This window comes from Pseudoalteromonas sp. T1lg65 (assembly GCF_051930985.1).
Classification (GTDB): domain Bacteria; phylum Pseudomonadota; class Gammaproteobacteria; order Enterobacterales; family Alteromonadaceae; genus Pseudoalteromonas.
Map to the genome: position 1 here is coordinate 1801006 of NZ_CP196837.1, position 21601 is coordinate 1822606.

Below are 21601 nucleotides of genomic sequence, written 5' to 3' on the forward strand. Positions count from 1 at the left end.
ATTACTCTCCTTGGTTACTTATCGCAACAGGCATACCTGGGAAGAAGATCCTAGCCATACCTTCGACAATCACCGGATCGCCAACCTTAAGGCCGCTGCGGATCACCCACATGTTTTGGTCATTAAAGCGCGTCCACTCTCCAACTTCTACAGGTGCTGGTAATGCTACAGTCATGCCTTGTTCGTTTTGCCTTGCGAGGTAAACAAATTTGCCTACGCCACTGTCCAACACTGCCTTTTGAGGAACAACGATAGCGTTATTTCTTACTGCGCCATCTAGTTGTACTCGGACGAACTGACCTGGACGTAATTCACCACTGGGGTTCGGGATTCTAGCTTGTAGTTCACTGGTGCCTGTGTAGCGGTTAACACGAATGTCACTAAAGTTAACCTTACCTATTTGTCCGTATGTAGAACCGTCTTGCAAGATAATTGTGGTATCAAATTCATTATTTCTGGGTAACTTAAGCGAGCCCATTTCTACATCTTTGCGTATTCTCAGTTGTTCTCTTTCTGAAAAGCCAAAGCGTGCACGCATAACGCTGGTATCTGTAAGCTCTGTCAGTAATGTGCCTGGCCCTGAAATGTAGCTGCCTAGTGATACCTGTTCACGACCGACAATGCCTGAGACAGGAGCTTCAACCTGAGCATACTGTAAATCTAACTTCGCTTCTTTTAGAGCAACTTTAGCGGATTCAACATTTGCTTGTGCAATCTCGTAGGCTGACACCGAGTTATCAAAGTCACGCTTGGAAACGGAGCGTTCGTCTTTTAAGCGTTCGAGCCTATCGCGCTCTCTTTTAGCTTGTGCCAAGTTGGCTTCTGCTCCGTGCAAAGTCGCTTCTGCTTTTTCTACCGCTAGCTCGAAAGGCTCAAGTTCGATGGTGAATAGAGAATGACCAGCCTTTACATACTGGCCTTCATCAAAGTTGCGTGATTCGACAATACCAGTAACCCGAGCTCTGATCTCGATTTCTTTATCGCCCGCTAATGTCGCAGGCAGAGTTATACTAAATGGAACCGTTTCTGCAGTTACGTTAATAACATTAACTTGCGCTGGCGGCATTGTGTTTTGCCCGGCTTGCTCTGGAGCTTTTGAGCAGGCACTAAGTAAAGTTGTTGAGAAAAGCAAAACACTGAGGCCTGTCAATCGACTGCGTAATGATTTTGAATACATGAACACTCCAATAAAAATAGAATATTGTGCTGCCTCGAGTTCGAGGAACTACCTTGTAACTCGCCCTAAGGGCACTGAAGAAAGTGTTCAGCTGGGCGCTATTGTCAATAAATGTATAGAGTATGTGAGATTATAGCTACATTGTGCGACAATTGTACAAGTAAACGGTAGTGTATACCTTCTTGTTTTTGAGGTAAACGGTTTCGTGTACTTTTTTTGTAGAAAGGTATACGCTAAAGTATACATAGTAAGACGAATCCACTAAAAGCTCAGTTAATTGCCTGGGTCGAGTAAATCGAGATGACACAACAATTGTCGAAACAACAGTCTATTTTATGTGCAGCGATAGAGCTGTTTGCCCATAAAGGCTTACAAGCGACCACTATGGAATCAATTTGTCAGCTGGCTGAGGTATCAAAAAGAACGCTCTATAAACACTACCCAACAAAAGAAGATTTGTTTGATGCGGTTGTCGAGCTACTTATAGAGCGGATCAAGCCTATTGCTTCCATTCAATTTATTCCGAACTACGACTTTGCTATTCAATTGCAGCATTTGGGTCAAAGTGCCATGTCGCTTTTAAACGATGAGGATTACATGCGCCTGTCACGGATTGTGATGATCGAGTCTATGCGTAGTTATGAACAAGCACAAAAGCTAAACGAAAAATTTGGCCGTTGTGAATTCGCGATGATCCAATGGTTTGAAGACGCTGCAAATTCAGGGTGTTTAGGGCATTTTGATGCAAGTTTTGCGGCTTCTTACTTTTGGGGCGCTTTAAAGCGCTTAGGGTATTGGGATAGGGCAATAAAATGGCAAGCTCCGCTTGCAGAAGCGGAGCTTGAAGAGTTAGTTAAACAGGCGGTTGATTTATTTTGTCATGGTGTTACTCCACGCCAATGAATCCGCCAGTTTGATGAGACCATAATTTGGCGTATATACCGCCTTTTTCTAGCAAGGTTTGATGAGAGCCTTGCTCAACAATTTTGCCATCATCCAATACGATTAACCTGTCCATTTGTGCAATGGTTGATAGTCGGTGTGCGATAGCGATAACAGTTTTGCCTTCCATTAACGTATCCAGACTCTCTTGAATCGCTTGCTCAACCTCGGAATCGAGCGCAGAAGTTGCTTCATCCAAAATGAGAATCGGGGCGTTCTTAAGTAGCACTCGGGCGATAGCAATACGTTGACGTTGACCGCCGGAAAGCTTTACACCGCGCTCTCCAACCTGTGCATCAAAACCTGTGTTGCCATAACTATCTTCTAAGTCTTGAATAAAGTCGAACGCTTGTGCTTTTTTGGTCGCTGCAATCATTTCTTCTTCTGTCGCATCTGGTCTGCCGTACAAAATATTGTCGCGCACACTGCGGTGAAGTAGTGAAGTGTCTTGTGTTACCATCGCAATATGCTGGCGTAAGCTTTCTTGCGTCACTTGACAGATATCTTGATCGTCAATTTTGATAGCACCTTGATCTGGCTCGTAAAAGCGCAACAACAGATTTACCAGAGTGGATTTACCAGCGCCAGAGCGACCTACTAAACCAATTTTTTCACCTGCCTGTATGGTTAGGTTTAATGCGTCAATCACATTATGTTGCTTATTCACATCCTGGCGTTTATAGGCGAAAGTGGAGTTGCTAAATTCGATTTTACCATGGGTTAATTTTAGCGATTTTGCGTCTTTTTTATCTACAATATCCAGTGGTTTGGACAGGGTATTCATGCCATCAATTACAGTGCCAATGTTCTCAAACAATCCACTGACTTCCCACATAATCCATTGCGCCATACCATTAAGGCGCAGTGCAAGGCTGACGACGATAGCGATAGCGCCAGTTGTAACCGCGTCCAAGGACCATAAGTGTATGGACATGGCGGCGACACTAAACACCAATGAAAAGCCCAACATATGAATACTGGCATCCAGACCGGTTGCTAAACGCATCTGTTTATATACGGGTTTGATAAATACAGCCATGCTGTCTTTGGCGTAGTCTTCTTCTCTTTTGGTGTAAGAAAACAGTTTCACGGTGGAAATGTTGGTGTAACTATCAACGATACGGCCCGTCATCTCTGAGCGGGCATCCGCTTGTTCACTAGACACCTTCTTCAGTCTCGGTACAAAGTAAAATTGCAATCCGATATATAAAAATAACCAAACTAACATAGGTATCATCAGGCGACTGTCGCTGTTCGCGAGTAGTGTCAGTATGGCGCCAAAATACACTACAACATATACTAAAATGCCAAGTAGCTTAATCACAGCTTCTCTAACTGCCAAAGATGTTTGCATCACTTTGGTGGCAATGCGACCAGCAAAGTCATCTTGATAAAATGACATGCTTTGTTTGAGCAAATAGCGATGCGCTAGCCAACGGATGGCCATCGGGTAATTTCCAAGCAAGCTTTGATGTAGCAATGAGCTTCTTAAAACCACTAAAAGGGGGAGAACTATTAGCGTAATAACGCTCATTTTTATCAGTTCTGAGCGCTTTTGGGTAAATAGTTGCTCTGGTGTATGTGTACTCAGCCAGTCAACCAGCGTTCCCATAAAGCTAAAAAGTGTGACCTCAAGGACGGCCAGTAGCGCCGAACAAAAAGACATAATAACGAGTGGGACTTCCATGCCTTTTGTGTAAAATCGACAAAAAGAGAATAGGGTTTTTGGTGGCTGAACCGCTTCCTTATTTGGGAAGGGTTCGGTAAATCGCTCAAATATTTTGTACATATACGTTTCCTTCAATGCTCGTGAGAGCCTACTGCGAAGGAATATCTTAATATGTTTTATTTTATTTCACTAACGTTAATCTACCAGCTGCCTAAAAACAGCGTTATGCCGCAATGGACAGACAAGATTAGTCACTGAAATGAACGGTATTGCGGTTAGGATGTCAGGCAAGACCAGTCAGAAGCTGGCCTTGTTAATTTTAAGCGTGATGAATAGTGCCAGAACAAATGGCGCTTGACTTAATCTTCTTTCCTGTAAGTTTTGCGCATAATGTATACATAAGCATTAATAAAAGCTTGTTCTTGGAACTTTTTAAGTCCGGTGTCTTCATAATCAACAGGTAGTGGATTAGCCTTGAGTTGTTCCTTGACTTCAGTGCCGGTGAGTAACTTTACGTCAACTTTTGGAATAAGTTGTAACGCAGCTTCCATTTTAAATCCAGCTGCACTGCCGGCAAACTTACCTTTATGAGGACGTTGGCGGATAGCGATAGAATCAACACCGTAATCTTCAACAAGCTTAGCCACATCAAATTGGAATTTTCGCATATCCTCAAGCTCTAAGCCTTGATTGGCAAGAGTGAAGCGCCTTTGACGAATATCTCTGATATCAAATACGTCGTCTTCTTTGGTCAACAAACAAAGCAATGCTTCGCTGCCAGAAATTTCGACTCCAAGTGTTTTCATTGTTGTGTCCGATTATGCAAAAAACAGATTATCTCATAGTGTAATTTCTATTGCTATTGCGGCGTGGTCTGAATAGCAAATATCTTCTCGTTGTTTTTTAGGGTCTAAATGTGCATCGAAACTAAGATATTTCAGCTCTTTAACACAAGGCTTAGCTCTATTAGGGTTAAACTCTTTGGAGCAAAGTATATAATCTAGTACATTTCCTTCACCTTGATAATAATGGCTAGCCGGTTTAACCAATTGCGCATTGTTTGCAAATTCGTAGCTATCGAACAGGCCAACACTTTCAAAGACCGAAGCATTCAAAGTAAGCGGAAAAGTTTGGGTCATAAAGGAAAGAGCTGGACTGTCTAGCTGGTCGTTGAAATCTCCCATCACTAGGGTCGCTGCTTGTTTTTCTCTTTGTGTTTTAAGTGCATCATAATAAATAATAGAAGCTTCGAGAGAGCGGGAGATCTGAGATTGCAGTGTACCGACAGTCTCGTGTAATAGTTCAAGTAGAGGATCGTCTTGGCTGTGCTCGTCGAGCATGTGCGCCATAGAGTGAACACGTTGTGACTTGAAGTGCACAGCATAACAAGTAAGCAAACCAAACTGCGGGATATCAAAACTACATTTAATAGGTGTTCGGTTAAATTTAAATTGATGTTGATTATTTAAGTACTCCAAAAGCTCTGAACAGGGCTCAAGGGGTGTAAACGATTTAATCGGTAGTTTTGATGCGAGAGCCACAACAGGGCGAAAAAGTACCGTAGGGTACACAACATCTGGGCTGGGGATATCTACCGTGATGAAGTGTTCTAGCCCTAAGTCCTCACATAGAGATTGTAATGTGCTAGGACTGAACACTTCTTGAAAAACAATGACATCAGCGTCAATATGTTGAACAAGTCCGGTAATAAATTGGCTTTTGGTCTGCCATTGAGTGTCGTCATAACGTTCGTGTAGTTGATAGAAAGAATAGGGCGGTGCTGCAAAGTTCAAAAGATTAAAGGTTGCAAAACGATATCGCTTTTTAGTCACTACAGCTCCAATTTAAATATCAACCTGATTAGCATAATAATTTTAGTCAGAGGCTTGCACTTAGCCAAGTTAAACGACAAAATAGCGTCTTAAGTTTGAAAGACCCCAAACGATGCAATCTAATTGTACATACAATGCTTATTCGTAAAAGCGTTGTTGGGCACGAACGATATCAAAATAAATGAATACATGTGGCGCGTCGTAGGTGTCACCACTGTAAATAGGAAATCTCATGCCAGTAATTACTCTTCCTGACGGCAGTCAGCGTATTTTTGAAAACCCTGTCACAACTTTAGAAGTCGCTCAAGACATTGGTCCTGGTCTTGCGAAAGCGACCATCGCTGGTCGCGTGAATGGCGAACGCGTTGATGCTTGTGATCTTATTGAAGCCGATGCAGCGCTAGAAATCATCACTGCAAAAGACGAAGATGGTTTAGAAATTATTCGCCACTCGTGTGCGCACTTAATTGGTCACGCTATTAAGCAACTTTTTCCAGAAGCGAAAATGGCAATTGGTCCGACAATAGACAATGGTTTCTATTATGATGTTGATCTAGAGCATTCGTTGACCCAAGAAGACCTTGAAGCCATCGAAAAACGCATGTTAGAGCTTGCAAAAACAGACTATGACGTAGTAAAGAAAAAAGTAAGCTGGCAAGAAGCTCGTGACGCATTTGAAGCGCGTGGCGAAACATACAAAATGGAAATTCTGGACGAAAATATCGCCAAAGACGACCGCCCAGGGTTATACCATCACGAAGAATATATTGACATGTGTCGTGGTCCGCACGTGCCAAACATGAAATTTTGTCACCATTTTAAAATAATGAAAGTGGCTGGTGCATACTGGCGTGGCAACTCAGAAAACAAAATGCTGCAGCGTATTTACGGTACGGCATGGGCGGATAAAAAGCAGCTAAAAGCTTACTTAAAGCGCCTTGAAGAAGCAGAAAAACGCGATCACCGTAAAATTGGTAAAGCACTGGATTTATGGCACTGGCAAGAAGAAGCGCCAGGTATGGTGTTTTGGCATAACGATGGATGGAGTATTTATCGCGAGCTAGAAGAGTTTGTTCGTGAAAAACTACGCGAATATAACTACGAAGAAGTGAAAGGTCCGATGATGATGGACAGAGCGCTTTGGGAAAAATCTGGTCACTGGGATAAATACGCAGACGCGATGTTTACTACCGAGTCTGAAAAGCGTGAATATGCTATCAAACCAATGAACTGCCCTGGTCACGTACAAATTTTCAACCAAGGCTTGAAATCTTATCGCGACTTGCCTTTACGCATGGCTGAATTTGGTTGTTGTCACCGCAATGAACCTTCTGGTGCGTTACATGGATTAATGCGCGTTCGTGGCTTTACTCAAGATGACGCTCATGTATTCTGTACTGAAGAACAGATCTTTGCTGAAGTTTCTGCATGTATTGATATGGTTTATGACACTTACTCAACATTCGGCTTTGAGAAAATTGTTGTAAAACTGTCTACTCGTCCAGAAAAACGCATCGGTGAAGACGAGATGTGGGACAAAGCTGAGTCGGCATTAGCTGAGGCACTAAAAGCTAAAGATATCGAATTTGAATATCTTCCGGGTGAAGGGGCATTCTATGGCCCGAAAATCGAATTTACTCTTTATGACTGTTTAGAACGTGCTTGGCAATGTGGTACAGTACAGCTGGACTTCGCGTTACCTGGTCGTTTAGGCGCAACTTATGTAGCGGAAAACAACGAACGTAAGATTCCGGTTATGATCCACCGTGCAATTTTGGGTTCAATTGAACGCTTTATCGGTATTTTAACGGAAGAATACGCTGGTCAATTCCCTACTTGGTTAGCACCAAAGCAAGTTGTGATCATGAATATTACCGATAAACAGGCGGATTATGTTCATGAAGTTGTACAAAAGTTGAATAAACTTGGAATAAGAGCTTGCGCTGACTTGAGAAATGAGAAAATTGGTTTTAAAATCCGCGAGCATACTTTAAAACGTATACCTTACTTGCTAGTTGTCGGTGACAAAGAAGTAGAGCAACAAGAAGTTGCTGTAAGAACCCGAACTGGTGAGGATTTAGGTAAATTCTCGGTAGAAGATTTCATTGCAAAAGTTAGCGAAGAAATTAAGAACCGACTATAACAACTAACTTGCGTGCACTTTTTCTTTTTCAAGGGCACGCAAATATTTTTGAATTTTTTGGAGGAACGTACCATTAGAGGCGGCAAAAAAGGGCAAACAAACGCTCAAAAAAATCGTATTAACGAAGAGATTACAGTGAATGAGGTTCGCTTAATTGATGCTGAAGGCGAGCAGGCTGGCATTGTTTCATTGAAAGATGCACAGGCTATGGCTGATGAAGCAGGTTTAGATCTTGTTGAAATCAGTCCGAATGCAGAGCCTCCTGTGTGTAAAGTGATGGACTACGGTAAGTTCCTTTTTGAAAAAGCAAAAATCCAAAAAGAACAAAAGAAAAAGCAAAAGCAAATTCAGGTTAAGGAAGTTAAATTCCGCCCTGGTACTGATGTTGGTGACTATCAAGTCAAGCTACGTAGCCTTCGCAAATTCCTTGAAGGTGGCGACAAAGCTAAAGTAACGATCCGTTTCCGCGGCCGTGAAATGGCGCACCAAGAAATCGGTATCGATCTTCTAAACCGCATTAAAGACGAGTTAGAGGATATCGCTTCAGTCGAATCTTTTCCTAGGAAAGTAGAAGGCCGTCAGATGATAATGATGATGGCACCTATTGCTAAAAAGTCTTAATCTCGGCATAATACGCAACGAATTTAACGCAGGTCTAAAGTGCTAACGCCACCTGCGTTATCCGGTTATTCAAGAGTTATAGTTAAATCATAGGCTTAAGGCTGAATTTAATTTCGAGAATAGAAAGTAAGAGTTCGCTCTTCACCGGCTATGGTCGTAAGTCAGGCTTGAAAGTGAGTTCGCTCCGCCTGCTTACTTATGTTAAAGCAATATCATTCGGAGTTATTGCAATGGCTTATAAGCTAAAAACACACAGAGGCGCTGCTAAGCGTTTCAAAAAGACTGCTTCTGGCGGTTACAAGCGTAAACAGTCGCATCTTCGTCACATTCTGACTAAGAAGTCTTCTAAGCGTAAACTTCACCTTCGTGCTAAGTCTATGGTTCATAAGAATGACCTAGGCCTAATCGATCGTATGTTACCATTCGCTTAATAGAGGATATCAGAAATGGCAAGAGTTAAACGCGGTGTAGTTGCACGTGCACGTCACAAAAAAGTATTAAAGCAAGCTAAAGGTTACTATGGAGCGCGTTCACGCGTTTATCGTGTAGCTTTCCAAGCGGTAACTAAAGCTGGTCAATATGCTTACCGTGACCGTCGCGCTAAGAAACGTACTTTCCGTCAACTTTGGATTGCACGTATCAATGCTGCAGCACGTCAAAACGGTCTTTCTTACAGCCGTTTCATCAATGGCCTTAAAAAGTCATCTGTTGAAATCGATCGTAAGATCCTAGCTGATATCGCAGTATACGACCAAGTTGCTTTCTCAGCACTAGTTGCTAAAGCAAAAGAAGGTCTAGCTGCTTAATAAGCGAAGCTAAAGACTTTTAGTCTTGATGAAAAGGAGCCTAGGCTCCTTTTTTAGTATCCGAAATATATTAACGATTACGTAATAGCACTTTATCCAGCAAATTGGTGCTTAAAACCCGCTTCAAGTAGCCCATTAAATAAGTCGGAAAAGTAACATAATATCTGGCTTTGGCACGCTTGGCCGTTAGTGCGTGATGCAATACTTGGTAGACTGCTTCAGGACCCAATGTAAACGGTTGTGTTGTATTCTGCTTTGCTAACCGTTCTAACTGACTTTGGTATTCGTTTTTATGCGCGCTAGTTTCGATGTCTATATGGGTTAAAAACGCAGATTTGGCATTATTGCGAAATTCAGACTTAATAGGTCCTGGCTCAATAAGGCTGACCTGAATGCCACTGTCTCTAAGCTCCATTCTTAAAGTATCAGTTAACCCCTCAAGTGCGAACTTACTGGCGTTATAGGCTCCTCTGTACGGCAGGGCAACTAGCCCCAACACTGATGAATTTTGGATAATTCTTCCAGTACCTTGTTTGCGCATGTGCTTCACAGCGAGCCTTGTTAAGTGATGCCAGCCGAATAGATTGGTATTAAATTGTGCTATTAATGCTGTTGTCGGGAGGTCCTCTACAGCACCAGGTTGACCATATGCACCATTGTTGAAAAGTGCGTAAAGCGTTCCATTGGCAAGCGCGAGGGCATCGTTAAAACCACGTTCAATACTCTCGGTACAGTCTAAATCTAATTGAATACAATTTATATCCAAGCTTTTAAACTGTGCCATATCTTCAGTCTTACGCACTGAAGCAATGACGTTCAAGCCATCTTGTTGTAACTGTTTTGCACAGTGTAAGCCAATGCCAGTTGAACAACCTGTGATAAGAATGGATTTTTTAAGCAAATCATTACCCTTTGTCTTTAACAAGCACCTTAGTCAAGCAACTTAAATTAACCTCGTTAGCAGAGGTAAAGGCCACTTTTCTAATAAAAAATGCCAAGGTGCTTAGTCAATTTCTCTTTTAACCGTGATTAAATGCAAATTTTTGTTGAATCACCGCACATTGTAAGTCGATTGATAAAATATTGATATAATTGCAGTGTCTCAGTTCAAGGTTTAGAAATATGATCAATTCCAGTGTTTTTATGCTTACCGCTGCACTTACAATGAATGACTACTTGCCACCGCTTGAACCATGGCAAGGAAAAAGTGTCGCTTTGATGCAGCAGCAAGGTCCTTTGACCACTGAATTTGAACTCAGCGGCGGTGTGGTTTCACCCAATTATGAGCAAACAATGGCGTTTGTCGATCGCCTAGTCGCTGCTAATCCAACACAATTCAGTGTAAAAGTGATTGGTCGAAGTGCTGCTGGGAGAGAGATAAAAATGCTCGTTGCGACTGAACAAGGGGCGGCACAATTAACTAGTAGTGCGGAAAAACCGACGGTATTGATCCAAGCGGGGATCCATGCTGGGGAAATAGATGGCAAAGACGCCATGTTTATGATGCTCAGAGACATTGCTACAGGTAAACGTCGTGATATTTTGTCAAAAGTTAATTTACTGTTTATTCCCATACTAAATGTTGATGGGCATGAAAGACGCAGCGAATTCAACAGAATTAACCAACGCGGCCCGAAAGTAATGGGGTTTCGTACAAATGGTAAAAACTTAAATTTAAATCGAGATTACACGAAGCTTGATACCGAAGGAGTAAGAGCGGTACTTAAGGTAATTAACGAGTTCAAACCCGACCTTTATATTGATGTTCATGTTACCGATGGCGCAGATTATCAATATGACATTACCTACGGGTTTAATCCAAGTTTTGCCAGTGATTCCCCTGCAATTGCTGAGGTCTTAGAGTCTACACTATCGCCAATGATTGACCAGCAGCTTGAGCAGCAAGGCCATATACCCGGCCCGCTGGTTTTTGCGATGGACAAAAGAGACTTCAAAAAAGGCATCGCAGGCTGGGTGGCTTCACCTCGGTTTTCAAATGGCTGGGGAGATCTGCGAGGTTTACCAACCATATTGGTAGAAAATCACTCTTTAAAACCATACAAACAACGAGTGCTAGGCACGTATGTGTTTATGGATGGCGTTATTAATGCGCTAGCAGAGCATGGCAAATTATTGCGTTCTGCTGTGGAAAAAGAACAAAGCTTTATTCCTACCGAACTAGTCGTAGAAAGAACATATTCTGAACAACCAGATTTCATCCAGTTTAAAGGCATAAAATATAAACAATTCGATAGCGCAATATCGGGCCAACTTGAAGCAAAATATTTAGGCGAAGCAGAACACTACGAAAAACTGCCGATTTATTGGCAAAAGGTGGTCAGTAAGAGCGTAAAAGTACCGACGGCATTTTATATCCCGCCTGCTTACGCCAATATTGTGACCAAGCTAAAAATTCATGGCATCGAAGTCGAACAAGGTGATTTTTCGTTGGCTGATAAGCAAGTACAGCAGACAAGTATTAAATCTTACAACTTTGCTAATGCTCCGTTTGAAGGACGCTTTAGAGTTGAAGCAGAGTTTGAACGTTCGCCATTCGAAAAAGCGCAGCTGTTGCCTAATTGGTATCGAGTGAAGACAGCACAGCCCCTTGGCGAACTTGCGACACACTTATTACATCCAGAAGCACCTGATTCATTTTTCGCTTGGGGTGAATTTACAACGATATTTCAGCGTACAGAGTATGTTGAAAATTATGCACTTGAGCCATTTGCTCGGAAAATGTTAAAACAAAATCCAGCAATGGCATTAGAGTTTGATAAAAAAATTCGCGAAGACAAACAATTTGCTGATGATCCGTCTGCAAGAATGGAATGGCTTTACGCGAGAACGCCATTTTATGATAATGCGTACCTAAAATATCCAATTTTGATGGAATTTGGAGAGAAGTAGATGTTAGTAGAGACGCTACCCGTAACCCCATTTATGCAAAATTGTCGGATTATTGCGTGTCCCGAAACCAAACTAGCTGCTATTGTTGATCCTGGTGGAGAAACACAAAGAATTATCAGTCGAGTAAAGCAGCTTGGTGTAGAGCCGGTTATGGTGTTGCTTACGCATGCCCACTTAGATCATGTTGGTGCAAGTGTACAACTACGCGACATGCTCGATATTGATATAGTCGGCCCACATGTAGAGGATAAGTTTTGGCTGGATGCTCTCCCAATGCAATCTCAAATGTTTGGTTTTGATAAGCATGATGCCTTTATCCCAACGCGTTGGTTGGAAGAGGGCGAATTAGTCACGGTAGGTAACTTATCGCTGCAAGTTTTACATTGTCCAGGGCATACACCTGGTCATGTATGCTTTTATCATGATGATAGTAAACAGGTCATTGTAGGAGATGTGTTGTTTAAGGGCTCTGTAGGCAGAACTGATTTTCCAAAGGGAGATGCAGAAGTACTTAAACAATCGATAAAGAATAAGTTATTTGCACTTGGAGACGAGGTTTTAGTGTTGTCTGGGCACGGTGAAAACACCACGATAGGCATAGAAAAAGCAACGAACCCATTTATGAGCGGTCGTTTTGGCTAACATATAGGACAAAAGTTCAATCAGTCGTATACTGGTTAAATACTTAACAATGTCACGGTGTTGTGTACACCAAACACTTCGGTGTTCGCTTTAAACGACAATTTCAGTTTAACTAAAAATTTAGAATACAATATGTCATTGAATCAAGTTGATCGCCAAATACTGGCACTATTACAACAGGACGCGAGTCTATCCACAGCTGAAATTGCTGATAAAGTAGGTTTATCTCAATCACCATGTTGGAGGCGCATTGCCAAGCTCGAACAAGATGGCTACATCAAAGGTAAAGTTGCACTCTTAGACGAGAAAAAACTCGGCTTTGATATGCTTGTTTATGCTCATGTGAGGCTTTCAAATCATGGACGTAATAACTTATCTGAATTTGAAAAACTGATTATGAGTTATGACGAGGTCACTGAGTGTTACACAATGGCTGGTACAATGGACTTTATGTTGCGCATTATCTCACGCGGAATTGAAGGCTATGAACAGTTCGTTCGTGATAATTTACTCAACCTTGAGTACGTTCAAGAAGTGCATTCCAACGTCACCATGACTTGCGTTAAAAGAAGCACGGCGTTGCCAATTTAATACGTTGTCATACCCTCGCCAAGTAATTGGCCTATAGTGTATCCCATTTGTTAAAAGCGCTGGATTTTGATAGAATCCAGCGCTTTTCCGTTCAACGTCAATTAAGACCAGAGGATATAGATGTTTAATCTGATCAGCAAAGCACCCAGCTCTGCAAAAAATGACATACTTTCGGGGTTAACAGTTGCTCTGGCACTCGTGCCTGAAGCTGTTGCTTTTGCTTTCGTAGCGCAAGTCGATCCGTTAGTGGGTTTATATGCGGCATTTATTGTCGGTTTAGTGACTTCAATTCTAGGTGGAAGGCCTGGCATGATCTCTGGTGCGACTGGCGCTTTAGCAGTAGTCATGGTGAGCTTAGTAGTTGAACACGGGGTAGAATATCTATTTGCGACAGTGCTTCTCATGGGGGTTCTGCAGATACTGGCAGGAGTCTTTAAGCTTGGTAAGTTCATCCGTATGGTGCCGCATCCAGTGATGCTAGGCTTTGTAAATGGACTGGCAATCGTGATATTTCTAGCGCAGCTAGGACAGTTTAAAGTCCTTGACGACAGTGGCAATTTAGCTTGGATGCAAGGTGGGCAACTGTACATTATGTGTGGTCTAGTGGCGTTAACGATGGCAATTATCCATTTTCTACCAAAATTAACTACTGCGGTGCCCTCGAGCCTAGCAGCAATTTTGGTTGTAACAGGTATCGTAATCGGCTTAGATTTAGATGCTCGAAACGTACTTGATTATTTGAAAGATATGTCGGGCAATGATGATGCGACCATCGCAGGGGGTTTTCCGGTATTCCACATTCCTGATGTACCTTGGAACCTAGAAACTCTTAAAATTATTTTCCCTTATGCGTTAATACTTGCCGCTATTGGTCTAATTGAATCCTTGTTAACACTGACACTTATTGACGAAATCACCGAAACCCGCGGTCACAGTAACCGAGAGTGTATTGGACAAGGCGCTGCGAACGTAACCTGTGGTGTGTTTGGTGCAATGGGCGGTTGTGCGATGATTGGACAATCAATGATCAATATCAACTCTGGCGGTCGCAGCCGTCTATCTGGTATTACTGCGGCGATATTGTTGTTAGCTTTCATTTTATTCGCTGCAGGTTTGATTGAAATGATCCCGTTAGCAGCGCTGGTTGGTGTGATGTTTATGGTCGTACTAGGCACATTCGAATGGTCAAGCTTTAGACTAATGAAGCGCGTACCAAAATCAGATGCCTTTGTGATTGTATTGGTTTCCGGTGTTACTGTGGTTACTGACCTTGCTATCGCAGTATGTGTTGGTGTAATCGTATCCGCTTTGGTATTTGCTTGGGAGCATGCAAAGCACATATACACCAGCAACTATATTGATGAAGACGGCGCAAAAGTATACGAATTACACGGGCCATTATTTTTCGGCTCTGTGAAAAACTTTGCTGACTTATTTGATGTGAACAATGATCCGAATGATGTAATTGTTGAATTTAAATATAGTCGTGTGGCTGATCATAGTGCGATTGAAGCAATTGATAACTTGGCTGAGCGCTACACTAAAGCAGGAAAAACGCTACACCTCAGACATTTAAGTCAAGATTGCAGACAACTACTAGAAAAAGCTAAAGATTTAGTTGAAGTGAATGTGATTGAAGATCCAACTTACAAAGTTGCATCGGATAAACTCGCGTGATTATCAACGTTAAATACTAAGATATTCTAAAAAAGACACTTAAGTGTCTTTTTTTATTTGCGATGGGGCGATTAAAAAGTGAGACCGTCAACAGTGAATAAAAACGTCAGGTCGAGATATAATCGGGTAACAATGGAAGAGGTATATAAATTTTGAAGTGGCAATCACTGGTCGATAATAGACAGAGATTTTTCTGGGTACTCCAAATCGTAGGTTGGCTAGGTTACGCCTTAGTTAATTATATCGGTTCAAAAGTCTTTGAGATGCGAGATATTTATGTCTTCGTAATCGTTCTAAATGCCTATGCTGGTTGTTTAATGACTGTGCCGTTGCGCTATTTGTATCGAAAAATATGGAATTCATCACCATGGATATTGATGCTGGTTGTGTTTTCAGCATCTTATGTAACAGGCACGCTTTGGGCTGTTGTACAGAAGTTTAACCATTGGGAAATCTATCGTCACGGTTATCGTCCTGAAGAGTGGTTTTACTATCTGCAACAAGGCTTAGACTCAGTTTATATCGTACTGTGCTGGAGCGGTCTTTATTTCGGGATTAAATATTACCAGTTATTGCAGAGCGAAAAACAAAAGGCGCTCAAGGCAAATACCATGGCGCATGAAGCACAGTTGAAAATGCTTAGATATCAATTGAATCCGCATTTCTTATTCAATACTTTGAATGCAATTTCAACCTTGATTTTGGTTGAAGAAAACAAAGATGCAAACCAAATGGTATCTCGGTTAAGTGACTTTTTACGACACACATTAAATACCGATCCGATAAAAAAAGTGCCCTTGGAACAAGAGTTACATGCACTGAAGTTGTATTTGGAAATTGAAAAGGTACGATTCGATGAGCGGTTATCGGTCGAGTTTGAAGTCACTGAAGAAGCCGAGCAGGGACTTGTACCTAGTTTAATACTGCAACCGCTTATCGAAAATAGCATTAAATATGCAATTGCGCACATTGAACATGGCGGAAAAATCGAGATTAAAGCGCAGGTATTTGCTAATGAACTACTCTTGGAAGTCGGTGACAATGGCCCTGGTGCAGAAATCGTGGATGGTCAGTTGGTGAATGCACAAGGCGTAGGTTTGGCTAACACTAAGGATAGGCTTAGCACATTGTATGAGAACAATTATTCATTTGTGCTGTCTCATAATGAGCCTACAGGCTTTAAAGTAAATATTCGCGTTCCGTATGAAAAGGCTAAGAAGTAATGAGCAACATTAAAACACTTATCGTTGACGATGAGCCACTGGCTAGAAAGGGCTTAGCAGTTCGTTTAAAAGAGTATGAACAGATTAGTGTTGTAGAACTATGTGGTAGTGGTCAACAGGCAATAGATCTATGCCAATCACAAGATGTTGATTTGGTGTTTTTAGATATTCAGATGCCGAATATGAACGGGTTTGAAGTTGCCCGGGCGCTGAGTGAAAGCGTCAAGCCATTACCCGCAATCGTGTTTGTAACTGCGTTTGACCAGTATGCCGTTAAGGCATTCGAAATTCATGCGTTGGATTACATACTGAAACCCGTTGATGACAACAGATTAAAACAGGCGGTGGATAAAGTGCAAAGCTATCTAAAAACACAGCAAGATAATGCGCATAAGAAAAAGCTAGCAAGTTTTGTAGCCGGGATCACTGGTAATAATTGTGAAGAAATCCTGAAAAAGCTCGCAAGTGGAGACACTTTAGAAGACAAAAAATACTCTGAATCAATTGCCGTGAAGGAGCAGGGGGAAATAATTCGTGTTGCAACTAGCTCAATTCAGTGGGTTGATGCAGCGGGTGACTACATGTGTTTGCATTGCAGCGATGGTCAAACTCATATTCTGAGAAAGACAATGAAAGACTTAGAAAGTGAGTTAGATCCAGCATTGTTTGTTAGAGTCCACCGTTCAGCAATCGTAAATACCAAACAAATCAGTAAGCTAGTTACACAAAGCAGTGGTGAGTATTTATTAGTGTTGGAAAATGGTCAGGAGCTGAAGGTAAGCAGAAGCTACCGCGATAAAGTTAAAGCAGCCTTAGCCAGCTAGAAACTAGGCAGCAATTGCTACCTAGTTTTCAATTTTTATACGGTCACGATTTTTAAGGTGTTGCTTGCACCGATCGTTTCCATCTTATCACCATGAGTGATGATCACTGTATCGCCTTGCTCTAGAGATCCGGCTTCAACCAATGTCGCTAATGCTTCACGAACTGTCGAGTCTTCGTTGCATTTAGTTGAGTCGAAATAAACCGGATATACACCACGGTATAAAGACGCTTGACCAAGCGTTGATTGATGTCTTGAAAGCGCGTAAATAGGCAGTCCTGAGCTTATTCTTGACATTAATTTTGCAGTATTTCCTGACTCTGTCAGTGCCACAATAGCTTTTACCGAATCCAAGTGGTTAGCGGCGTACATAGCTGAAAGTGCAATGGTTTCACAGGTGTCAGCAAAGCGGCTATCTAATCTGTGCTTTGAGATATGCGTTTGTGGTTGTGACTCTGCCCCTAAACAGACGCGCGCCATGGTCGCAACGGTTTGTTCAGGGTAATCACCAGCCGCTGTTTCAGCCGAAAGCATTACTGCATCCGTCCCGTCGAGGACTGCGTTTGCAACATCCATCACTTCAGCGCGAGTAGGCATAGGGTTATCAATCATTGACTCCATCATCTGTGTCGCAGTAATTACGGTACGGTTGAGAGAGCGTGCTTGGCTGATAATTTGCTTTTGTTTGCCAACGAGGGCTGCATCGCCAATTTCAACACCCAGATCACCACGCGCTACCATCACTGCATCAGATGCCAAAATGATATCGTCAATGGCTTCTGCACTTTCAACAGCTTCAGCTCGTTCAATTTTTGCAAGTAGTTGTGCGGTTGAACCTGCTTTTTCAGCGAGACTGCGTACATAGCGCATGTCGTCACCACTTCTTGGAAATGACACGGCAATGTAGTCAACGCCAATTTCGGTCGCGGTAATTAGGTCTTCTTTATCTTTTTCGGTAAATGCAGGTGCTGTCAAACCACCACCTAAACGGTTAATACCTTTATTATTTGATAAAATACCACCAACTTTTACAGTGGTGTGAACTAAATGACCTTCAACATTATCCACGGTTAATTGAATAAGACCGTCATTTAAAAGCAGTAGATCGCCCGGCATTACATCATTGGGTAATTCTTTATAGTCAATACCGACGGCTTCTACGCTACCTTGGCCGGGTTCCATTTTGGCATCAAGTGTGAACTTTGCACCGACTTCTAGGTTGACTTTACCATCCTTAAAAGTGGAAACGCGAATTTTTGGACCTTGTAAGTCGGCTAGAATCGCAACGTTAACTCCCAATCGCGCGGCAATTTCTCTAACCGCGTTGGCTCTGTCTTTATGATCTTGTGCGACTCCATGTGAGAAATTAAGTCTGACTACGTTGGTGCCAGCACGAATAATTTTTTCTAGGTTGTTATCTCTATCAGTGGCTGGACCCAAGGTTGCGACGATTTTTGTGCGTCTAAGCATCAGATTCTCCTGTTGGCTTGTCCAAAAGTTTGCTGGAATAGTTGTTGTGCAAAAAATAGCATTTTGCTGGTTATTTGTACAAGCTGAGTTAAAAATCACAATATAACTAAATAAACCGCAAAGTTTTGCCTGTTAGCTCTTTTTTACACTTTGATTAAGTTATATGATCTATATGTCATCATTATGACACCGGTGTCAGTAGGCGTCAACGTGCAAATTCTTGAAGTGTTTTTTGTCATTGAGAATGACTTTTTAATTTACTGACATCTGACATATTGTGACATACCAAGTTGTTAACTACCTAGCTCGAGTGAATAGTATGAGTGTTTTCCATACTAAAGATTAGCGAAAAGTGTGTCTCGCTAGTGAATTGAACTCGTAGCTACTGATTGTAACTAAATATCGAGTCACTCGAGAGGAACGATTATGGACGCTATTGCCGTCCAATTGGCCACTCAAGCTGATTAAATATTTAACTCGATTGGGATAAGGTATAATTGATAAACACGAACGCATAAAGTTTTGATGTTACCGAGGAGGAAACCAAATGCAGGTTGCATTAGTTGGTTTGGGTGTGATGGGTAAAAACCTCGCGCTGAATCTAATAGAAAAGGGGATGACTTTAGTCGCTTATGACAGAAACCCTGAAGCCGGAGCGGAGTTGATTAGCTGCGCACAATCGTTAGGTATGGCAGAGCGTTTACACATAGTGTCTGATTTAGGTGATATGATCAGACGATTAGAAACTCCTCGTTCTATTTTGCTGCTGGTTCCAGCTGGTGAGCTGGTTGACAAAGTATGTAGTGACCTAGTTGAAGCGGGTGCGAGTAAAGACGATATCATCGTTGATTGTGGCAACAGCAACTATAAAGATGGTATTGACCGCAAGCTTAAATATCAAAACAAATTTGAGTTTGCGACGATGGGAATCTCAGGTGGTGCCGAAGGCGCGCGCCATGGTCCAGCTATGATGGCGAGTGGTTCTGAAGGTGGATGGGAGCGGATCGAACCTTGGTTTGAGAAGGTTGCAGCCAGTTATAACGGTGAGTCTTGTTTTGCGCGTGTTGGCCAATCTGCCAGTGGCCATTTTGTAAAAATGGTACACAACGGCATCGAATATGCCTTGATGCAACTAATTGCTGAGCTATATCAACTATTACGTCTTGGTACTGGACGTACACCTAAGCAAGTAGCTGAGATTTTTGAGTCTTGGTCAGAGGGCAATCTAAATAGCTATCTACTTGCAATATCAAGTCATATATTGAGTTTAGAGACTGAGCAAGGCGAATCGTTGGTTGATCTCATTGACAACAAAGTAGGGGCAAAGGGAACTGGACTTTGGACTGCGCAAAATGCGTTAGAGTTGGGGATAGCAGTACCTTCTCTTGTGGCGGCGGTTCAAGCACGTCATCTAACCAACACTATTGATACACCTGCAGCGAAAGAAATGACTTATGCTAATAAATCAACATTGCAAATAGAAGTCGATTTAGAAGAGTTGAAGTCGGCCTTTTACTTTGCCAGCTTGCTTTGCTATCGACAGGGATTGGCATTAATAAAAGGTGCCTCTCGCTCTCACCAATGGAAAGTGGATTTAAATAAAACACTACAAACTTGGCGTGCTGGCTGTATTATTCGTGCGGATTACTTAGATGATATAGCCCAAGGGGTTGAGTTTATAGATACTCTGGACCATGAATCTCAAGCATTGCGCAGTGTTGCAGCAAAGGCGATGGCGACAGGTTTGTCATTTCCTGTGTTATCTGCAACACAAACCTACATTGCTACATTGAGCACTCCCAGCAATGGTCACTTGGTACAAGCACAGCGTGATTATTTTGGGGAACATGGAATAAAAACCCATAGTGGCGAAATGTGCCACTTAACTGATTTGGTCGAAATTGATGCCAAAGTGAGATAATCAAAGAGTAAGCAAAAAGCCGCGAGACAGCGGCTTTTATTTTACCTGATATTTGCCAAGGGCAGCTGGCTAACGGGTTAATTCACCTCTTAGGTTGTCTTGCATGAGGTGGCGTATGGTCTCTAATTCAAGCTTTTGACTAAATAAGTAATGTAATTTAGTCAGACAAGCTTCCAGAGTCATATCGTAGCCGCTGATCACGCCGCAATTGAGCAATGCGTTGCCTGTCGCATAACCCCCCATGTTTACTTTACCTTGAATACATTGAGTCAAGTTCACAATCACAACGCCATTGTCGCTGGCAGATTTAAGCTCGGCTAAAAAGTTTTCGTCTTGTGGCGCGTTGCCAACGCCAAAACTCAGTAAAATAAGCGCTTTGATATCACCTTGCATTAGATTACGTAGAATACTGGTTGAAATACCGGGATATAGGTGCAACACCGCGATCGGTTGTGGTGATATTTTTGTCACTTGTAGGCTTTGTTCCACATACGGACTCAACTTTCCTTCTCTTAGCTGAATACTGATACCAGCTTGGGCAAGTGGCGGGAGGTTTGGTGACGCGAACGCATCAAATCCGTCAGCGTGCGCTTTAATTGCGCGGTTGCCACGATAGAGTTTGTTATTGAAGAATAAACTCACTTCAGCGATGGGATAATTCGCAGCCAAATACATTGCATTGAGTAAATTCACCTGACCATCTGAGCGAAGTTGAGATAGTGGAATTTGTGAGCCCGTGACAATTACTGGCTTGGTTAAATTCTCAAACATGAATGACAATGCAGAAGCGGTATAGGCCATCGTGTCTGTGCCATGTAACACGACAAAACCATCGTAATCTTGATACTTTGCTTTTATATCGTCTGCAATTAATTGCCAATGCAGTGGTGACATATCAGAGGAGTCAATAAGTGGGCAATATTCATGGATATCGAACAGTGGCATTTCTTCTCGGGTAAATTCCGCGTTGTTCTTAACTGTGTCAGTGAGATAACCTGCAACAGGAACATAGCCTCTGCTCGATTGCTTCATACCAATAGTACCACCGGTATAAGCGATATATATTTTTTTTCTTTTCATAAAAAAGCCCAGAATGATTTCTGGGCTAATTATAACAACTGCAGCATCACAATTGCAGTATCTTTACTGTACCA

At 42.2% G+C, this 21601-nt stretch carries 19 protein-coding genes; 12 read left to right on the forward strand and 7 right to left on the reverse strand.

The features are described from left to right. Position 1: 1 nt before the first annotated feature. Positions 2-1177, reverse strand: coding sequence for an efflux RND transporter periplasmic adaptor subunit (locus ACSLBF_RS07710; RefSeq protein ID WP_440056023.1), 1176 nt, complete (start codon positions 1175-1177; stop codon positions 2-4). A gap of 300 nt (positions 1178-1477) precedes the next feature. Between ACSLBF_RS07710 and ACSLBF_RS07715 the strand changes: the two genes are divergently transcribed. Beyond that, complete coding sequence (locus tag ACSLBF_RS07715) at positions 1478-2080, forward strand: TetR/AcrR family transcriptional regulator (protein WP_440056024.1); 603 nt, start codon at positions 1478-1480, stop codon at positions 2078-2080. On the opposite strand, the gene ACSLBF_RS07720 is transcribed toward ACSLBF_RS07715, so the two are convergent. From ACSLBF_RS07720 to ACSLBF_RS07730, 3 genes are all read right to left on the reverse strand, one after another. Continuing rightward, the gene (locus tag ACSLBF_RS07720) at positions 2064-3908 is read right to left on the reverse strand and encodes an ABC transporter ATP-binding protein (RefSeq protein WP_440056025.1); all 1845 of its coding nucleotides are present in this window, start codon (positions 3906-3908) and stop codon (positions 2064-2066) included. The two genes, ACSLBF_RS07715 and ACSLBF_RS07720, sit on opposite strands and share 17 nt — an antisense overlap. 239 nt (positions 3909-4147) lie before the next feature. Continuing rightward, positions 4148-4594 (reverse strand): DUF3010 family protein, encoded by a 447-nt coding sequence (locus ACSLBF_RS07725; RefSeq protein ID WP_440056026.1) that lies wholly within the window; start codon positions 4592-4594, stop codon positions 4148-4150. A gap of 33 nt (positions 4595-4627) precedes the next feature. Continuing rightward, positions 4628-5620: an endonuclease/exonuclease/phosphatase family protein gene (locus tag ACSLBF_RS07730; protein ID WP_440056027.1), complete on the reverse strand. Its 993-nt coding sequence runs from the start codon at positions 5618-5620 to the stop codon at positions 4628-4630. A gap of 232 nt (positions 5621-5852) precedes the next feature. On the opposite strand from ACSLBF_RS07730, the gene thrS reads away from it, so the two are divergent. From thrS to rplT, 4 genes are all read left to right on the forward strand, one after another. Next, on the forward strand, positions 5853-7763 hold the full coding sequence (thrS, locus tag ACSLBF_RS07735; protein ID WP_440056028.1) for a threonine--tRNA ligase: 1911 nt from the start codon (positions 5853-5855) through the stop codon (positions 7761-7763). 57 nt (positions 7764-7820) lie between these two features. Then, positions 7821-8384: a translation initiation factor IF-3 gene (gene infC, locus ACSLBF_RS07740; RefSeq protein ID WP_440056207.1), complete on the forward strand. Its 564-nt coding sequence runs from the start codon at positions 7821-7823 to the stop codon at positions 8382-8384. 230 nt (positions 8385-8614) lie between these two features. After that, positions 8615-8815, forward strand: coding sequence for a 50S ribosomal protein L35 (rpmI, locus tag ACSLBF_RS07745; protein ID WP_023398350.1), 201 nt, complete (start codon positions 8615-8617; stop codon positions 8813-8815). Positions 8816-8830: 15 nt separating this feature from the next. Further along, positions 8831-9190 carry a 50S ribosomal protein L20 gene (gene rplT / locus ACSLBF_RS07750; RefSeq protein ID WP_440056029.1) on the forward strand — a complete coding sequence of 120 codons (360 nt, stop codon included), beginning with the start codon at positions 8831-8833 and terminating at the stop codon, positions 9188-9190. A 70-nt stretch (positions 9191-9260) separates the two neighbouring features. Here rplT and ACSLBF_RS07755 read toward each other — a convergent pair whose 3' ends face one another. Next, on the reverse strand, positions 9261-10091 hold the full coding sequence (locus ACSLBF_RS07755) for an SDR family oxidoreductase (RefSeq protein ID WP_440056030.1): 831 nt from the start codon (positions 10089-10091) through the stop codon (positions 9261-9263). A 221-nt stretch (positions 10092-10312) separates the two neighbouring features. Here ACSLBF_RS07755 and ACSLBF_RS07760 point away from each other — a divergent pair, with 221 nt between their 5' ends. From ACSLBF_RS07760 to ACSLBF_RS07785, 6 genes are all read left to right on the forward strand, one after another. Continuing rightward, the gene (locus ACSLBF_RS07760; RefSeq protein WP_440056031.1) at positions 10313-12100 is read left to right on the forward strand and encodes a M14 family metallopeptidase; all 1788 of its coding nucleotides are present in this window, start codon (positions 10313-10315) and stop codon (positions 12098-12100) included. After that, positions 12101-12742, forward strand: a complete 642-nt coding sequence (locus ACSLBF_RS07765) for an MBL fold metallo-hydrolase (RefSeq protein ID WP_440056032.1) — start codon at positions 12101-12103, stop codon at positions 12740-12742. Between the two features lie 132 nt (positions 12743-12874). Next, positions 12875-13333: an Lrp/AsnC family transcriptional regulator gene (locus tag ACSLBF_RS07770; RefSeq protein ID WP_440056033.1), complete on the forward strand. Its 459-nt coding sequence runs from the start codon at positions 12875-12877 to the stop codon at positions 13331-13333. A 120-nt stretch (positions 13334-13453) separates the two neighbouring features. Then, positions 13454-15010, forward strand: coding sequence for a SulP family inorganic anion transporter (locus tag ACSLBF_RS07775; protein WP_440056034.1), 1557 nt, complete (start codon positions 13454-13456; stop codon positions 15008-15010). A gap of 152 nt (positions 15011-15162) precedes the next feature. Next, the gene (locus ACSLBF_RS07780; protein ID WP_440056035.1) at positions 15163-16233 is read left to right on the forward strand and encodes a sensor histidine kinase; all 1071 of its coding nucleotides are present in this window, start codon (positions 15163-15165) and stop codon (positions 16231-16233) included. After that, positions 16233-17057: a LytR/AlgR family response regulator transcription factor gene (locus ACSLBF_RS07785; RefSeq protein WP_440056036.1), complete on the forward strand. Its 825-nt coding sequence runs from the start codon at positions 16233-16235 to the stop codon at positions 17055-17057. The genes ACSLBF_RS07780 and ACSLBF_RS07785 overlap by 1 nt, the downstream gene beginning before the upstream one ends. A 35-nt stretch (positions 17058-17092) precedes the next feature. Here the strand turns inward: ACSLBF_RS07785 and pyk are convergent, their stop codons facing one another. Beyond that, positions 17093-18526, reverse strand: coding sequence for a pyruvate kinase (gene pyk, locus ACSLBF_RS07790; RefSeq protein ID WP_440056037.1), 1434 nt, complete (start codon positions 18524-18526; stop codon positions 17093-17095). Positions 18527-19073: 547 nt separating this feature from the next. Here pyk and gndA point away from each other — a divergent pair. Next, entirely contained in the window at positions 19074-20447 is a 1374-nt protein-coding gene (gene gndA / locus ACSLBF_RS07795) for an NADP-dependent phosphogluconate dehydrogenase (protein WP_440056038.1), read from the forward strand. A 69-nt stretch (positions 20448-20516) separates the two neighbouring features. On the opposite strand, the gene ansA is transcribed toward gndA, so the two are convergent. Continuing rightward, the gene (ansA, locus tag ACSLBF_RS07800; RefSeq protein ID WP_440056039.1) at positions 20517-21527 is read right to left on the reverse strand and encodes an asparaginase; all 1011 of its coding nucleotides are present in this window, start codon (positions 21525-21527) and stop codon (positions 20517-20519) included. Positions 21528-21601 lie beyond the last annotated feature (74 nt).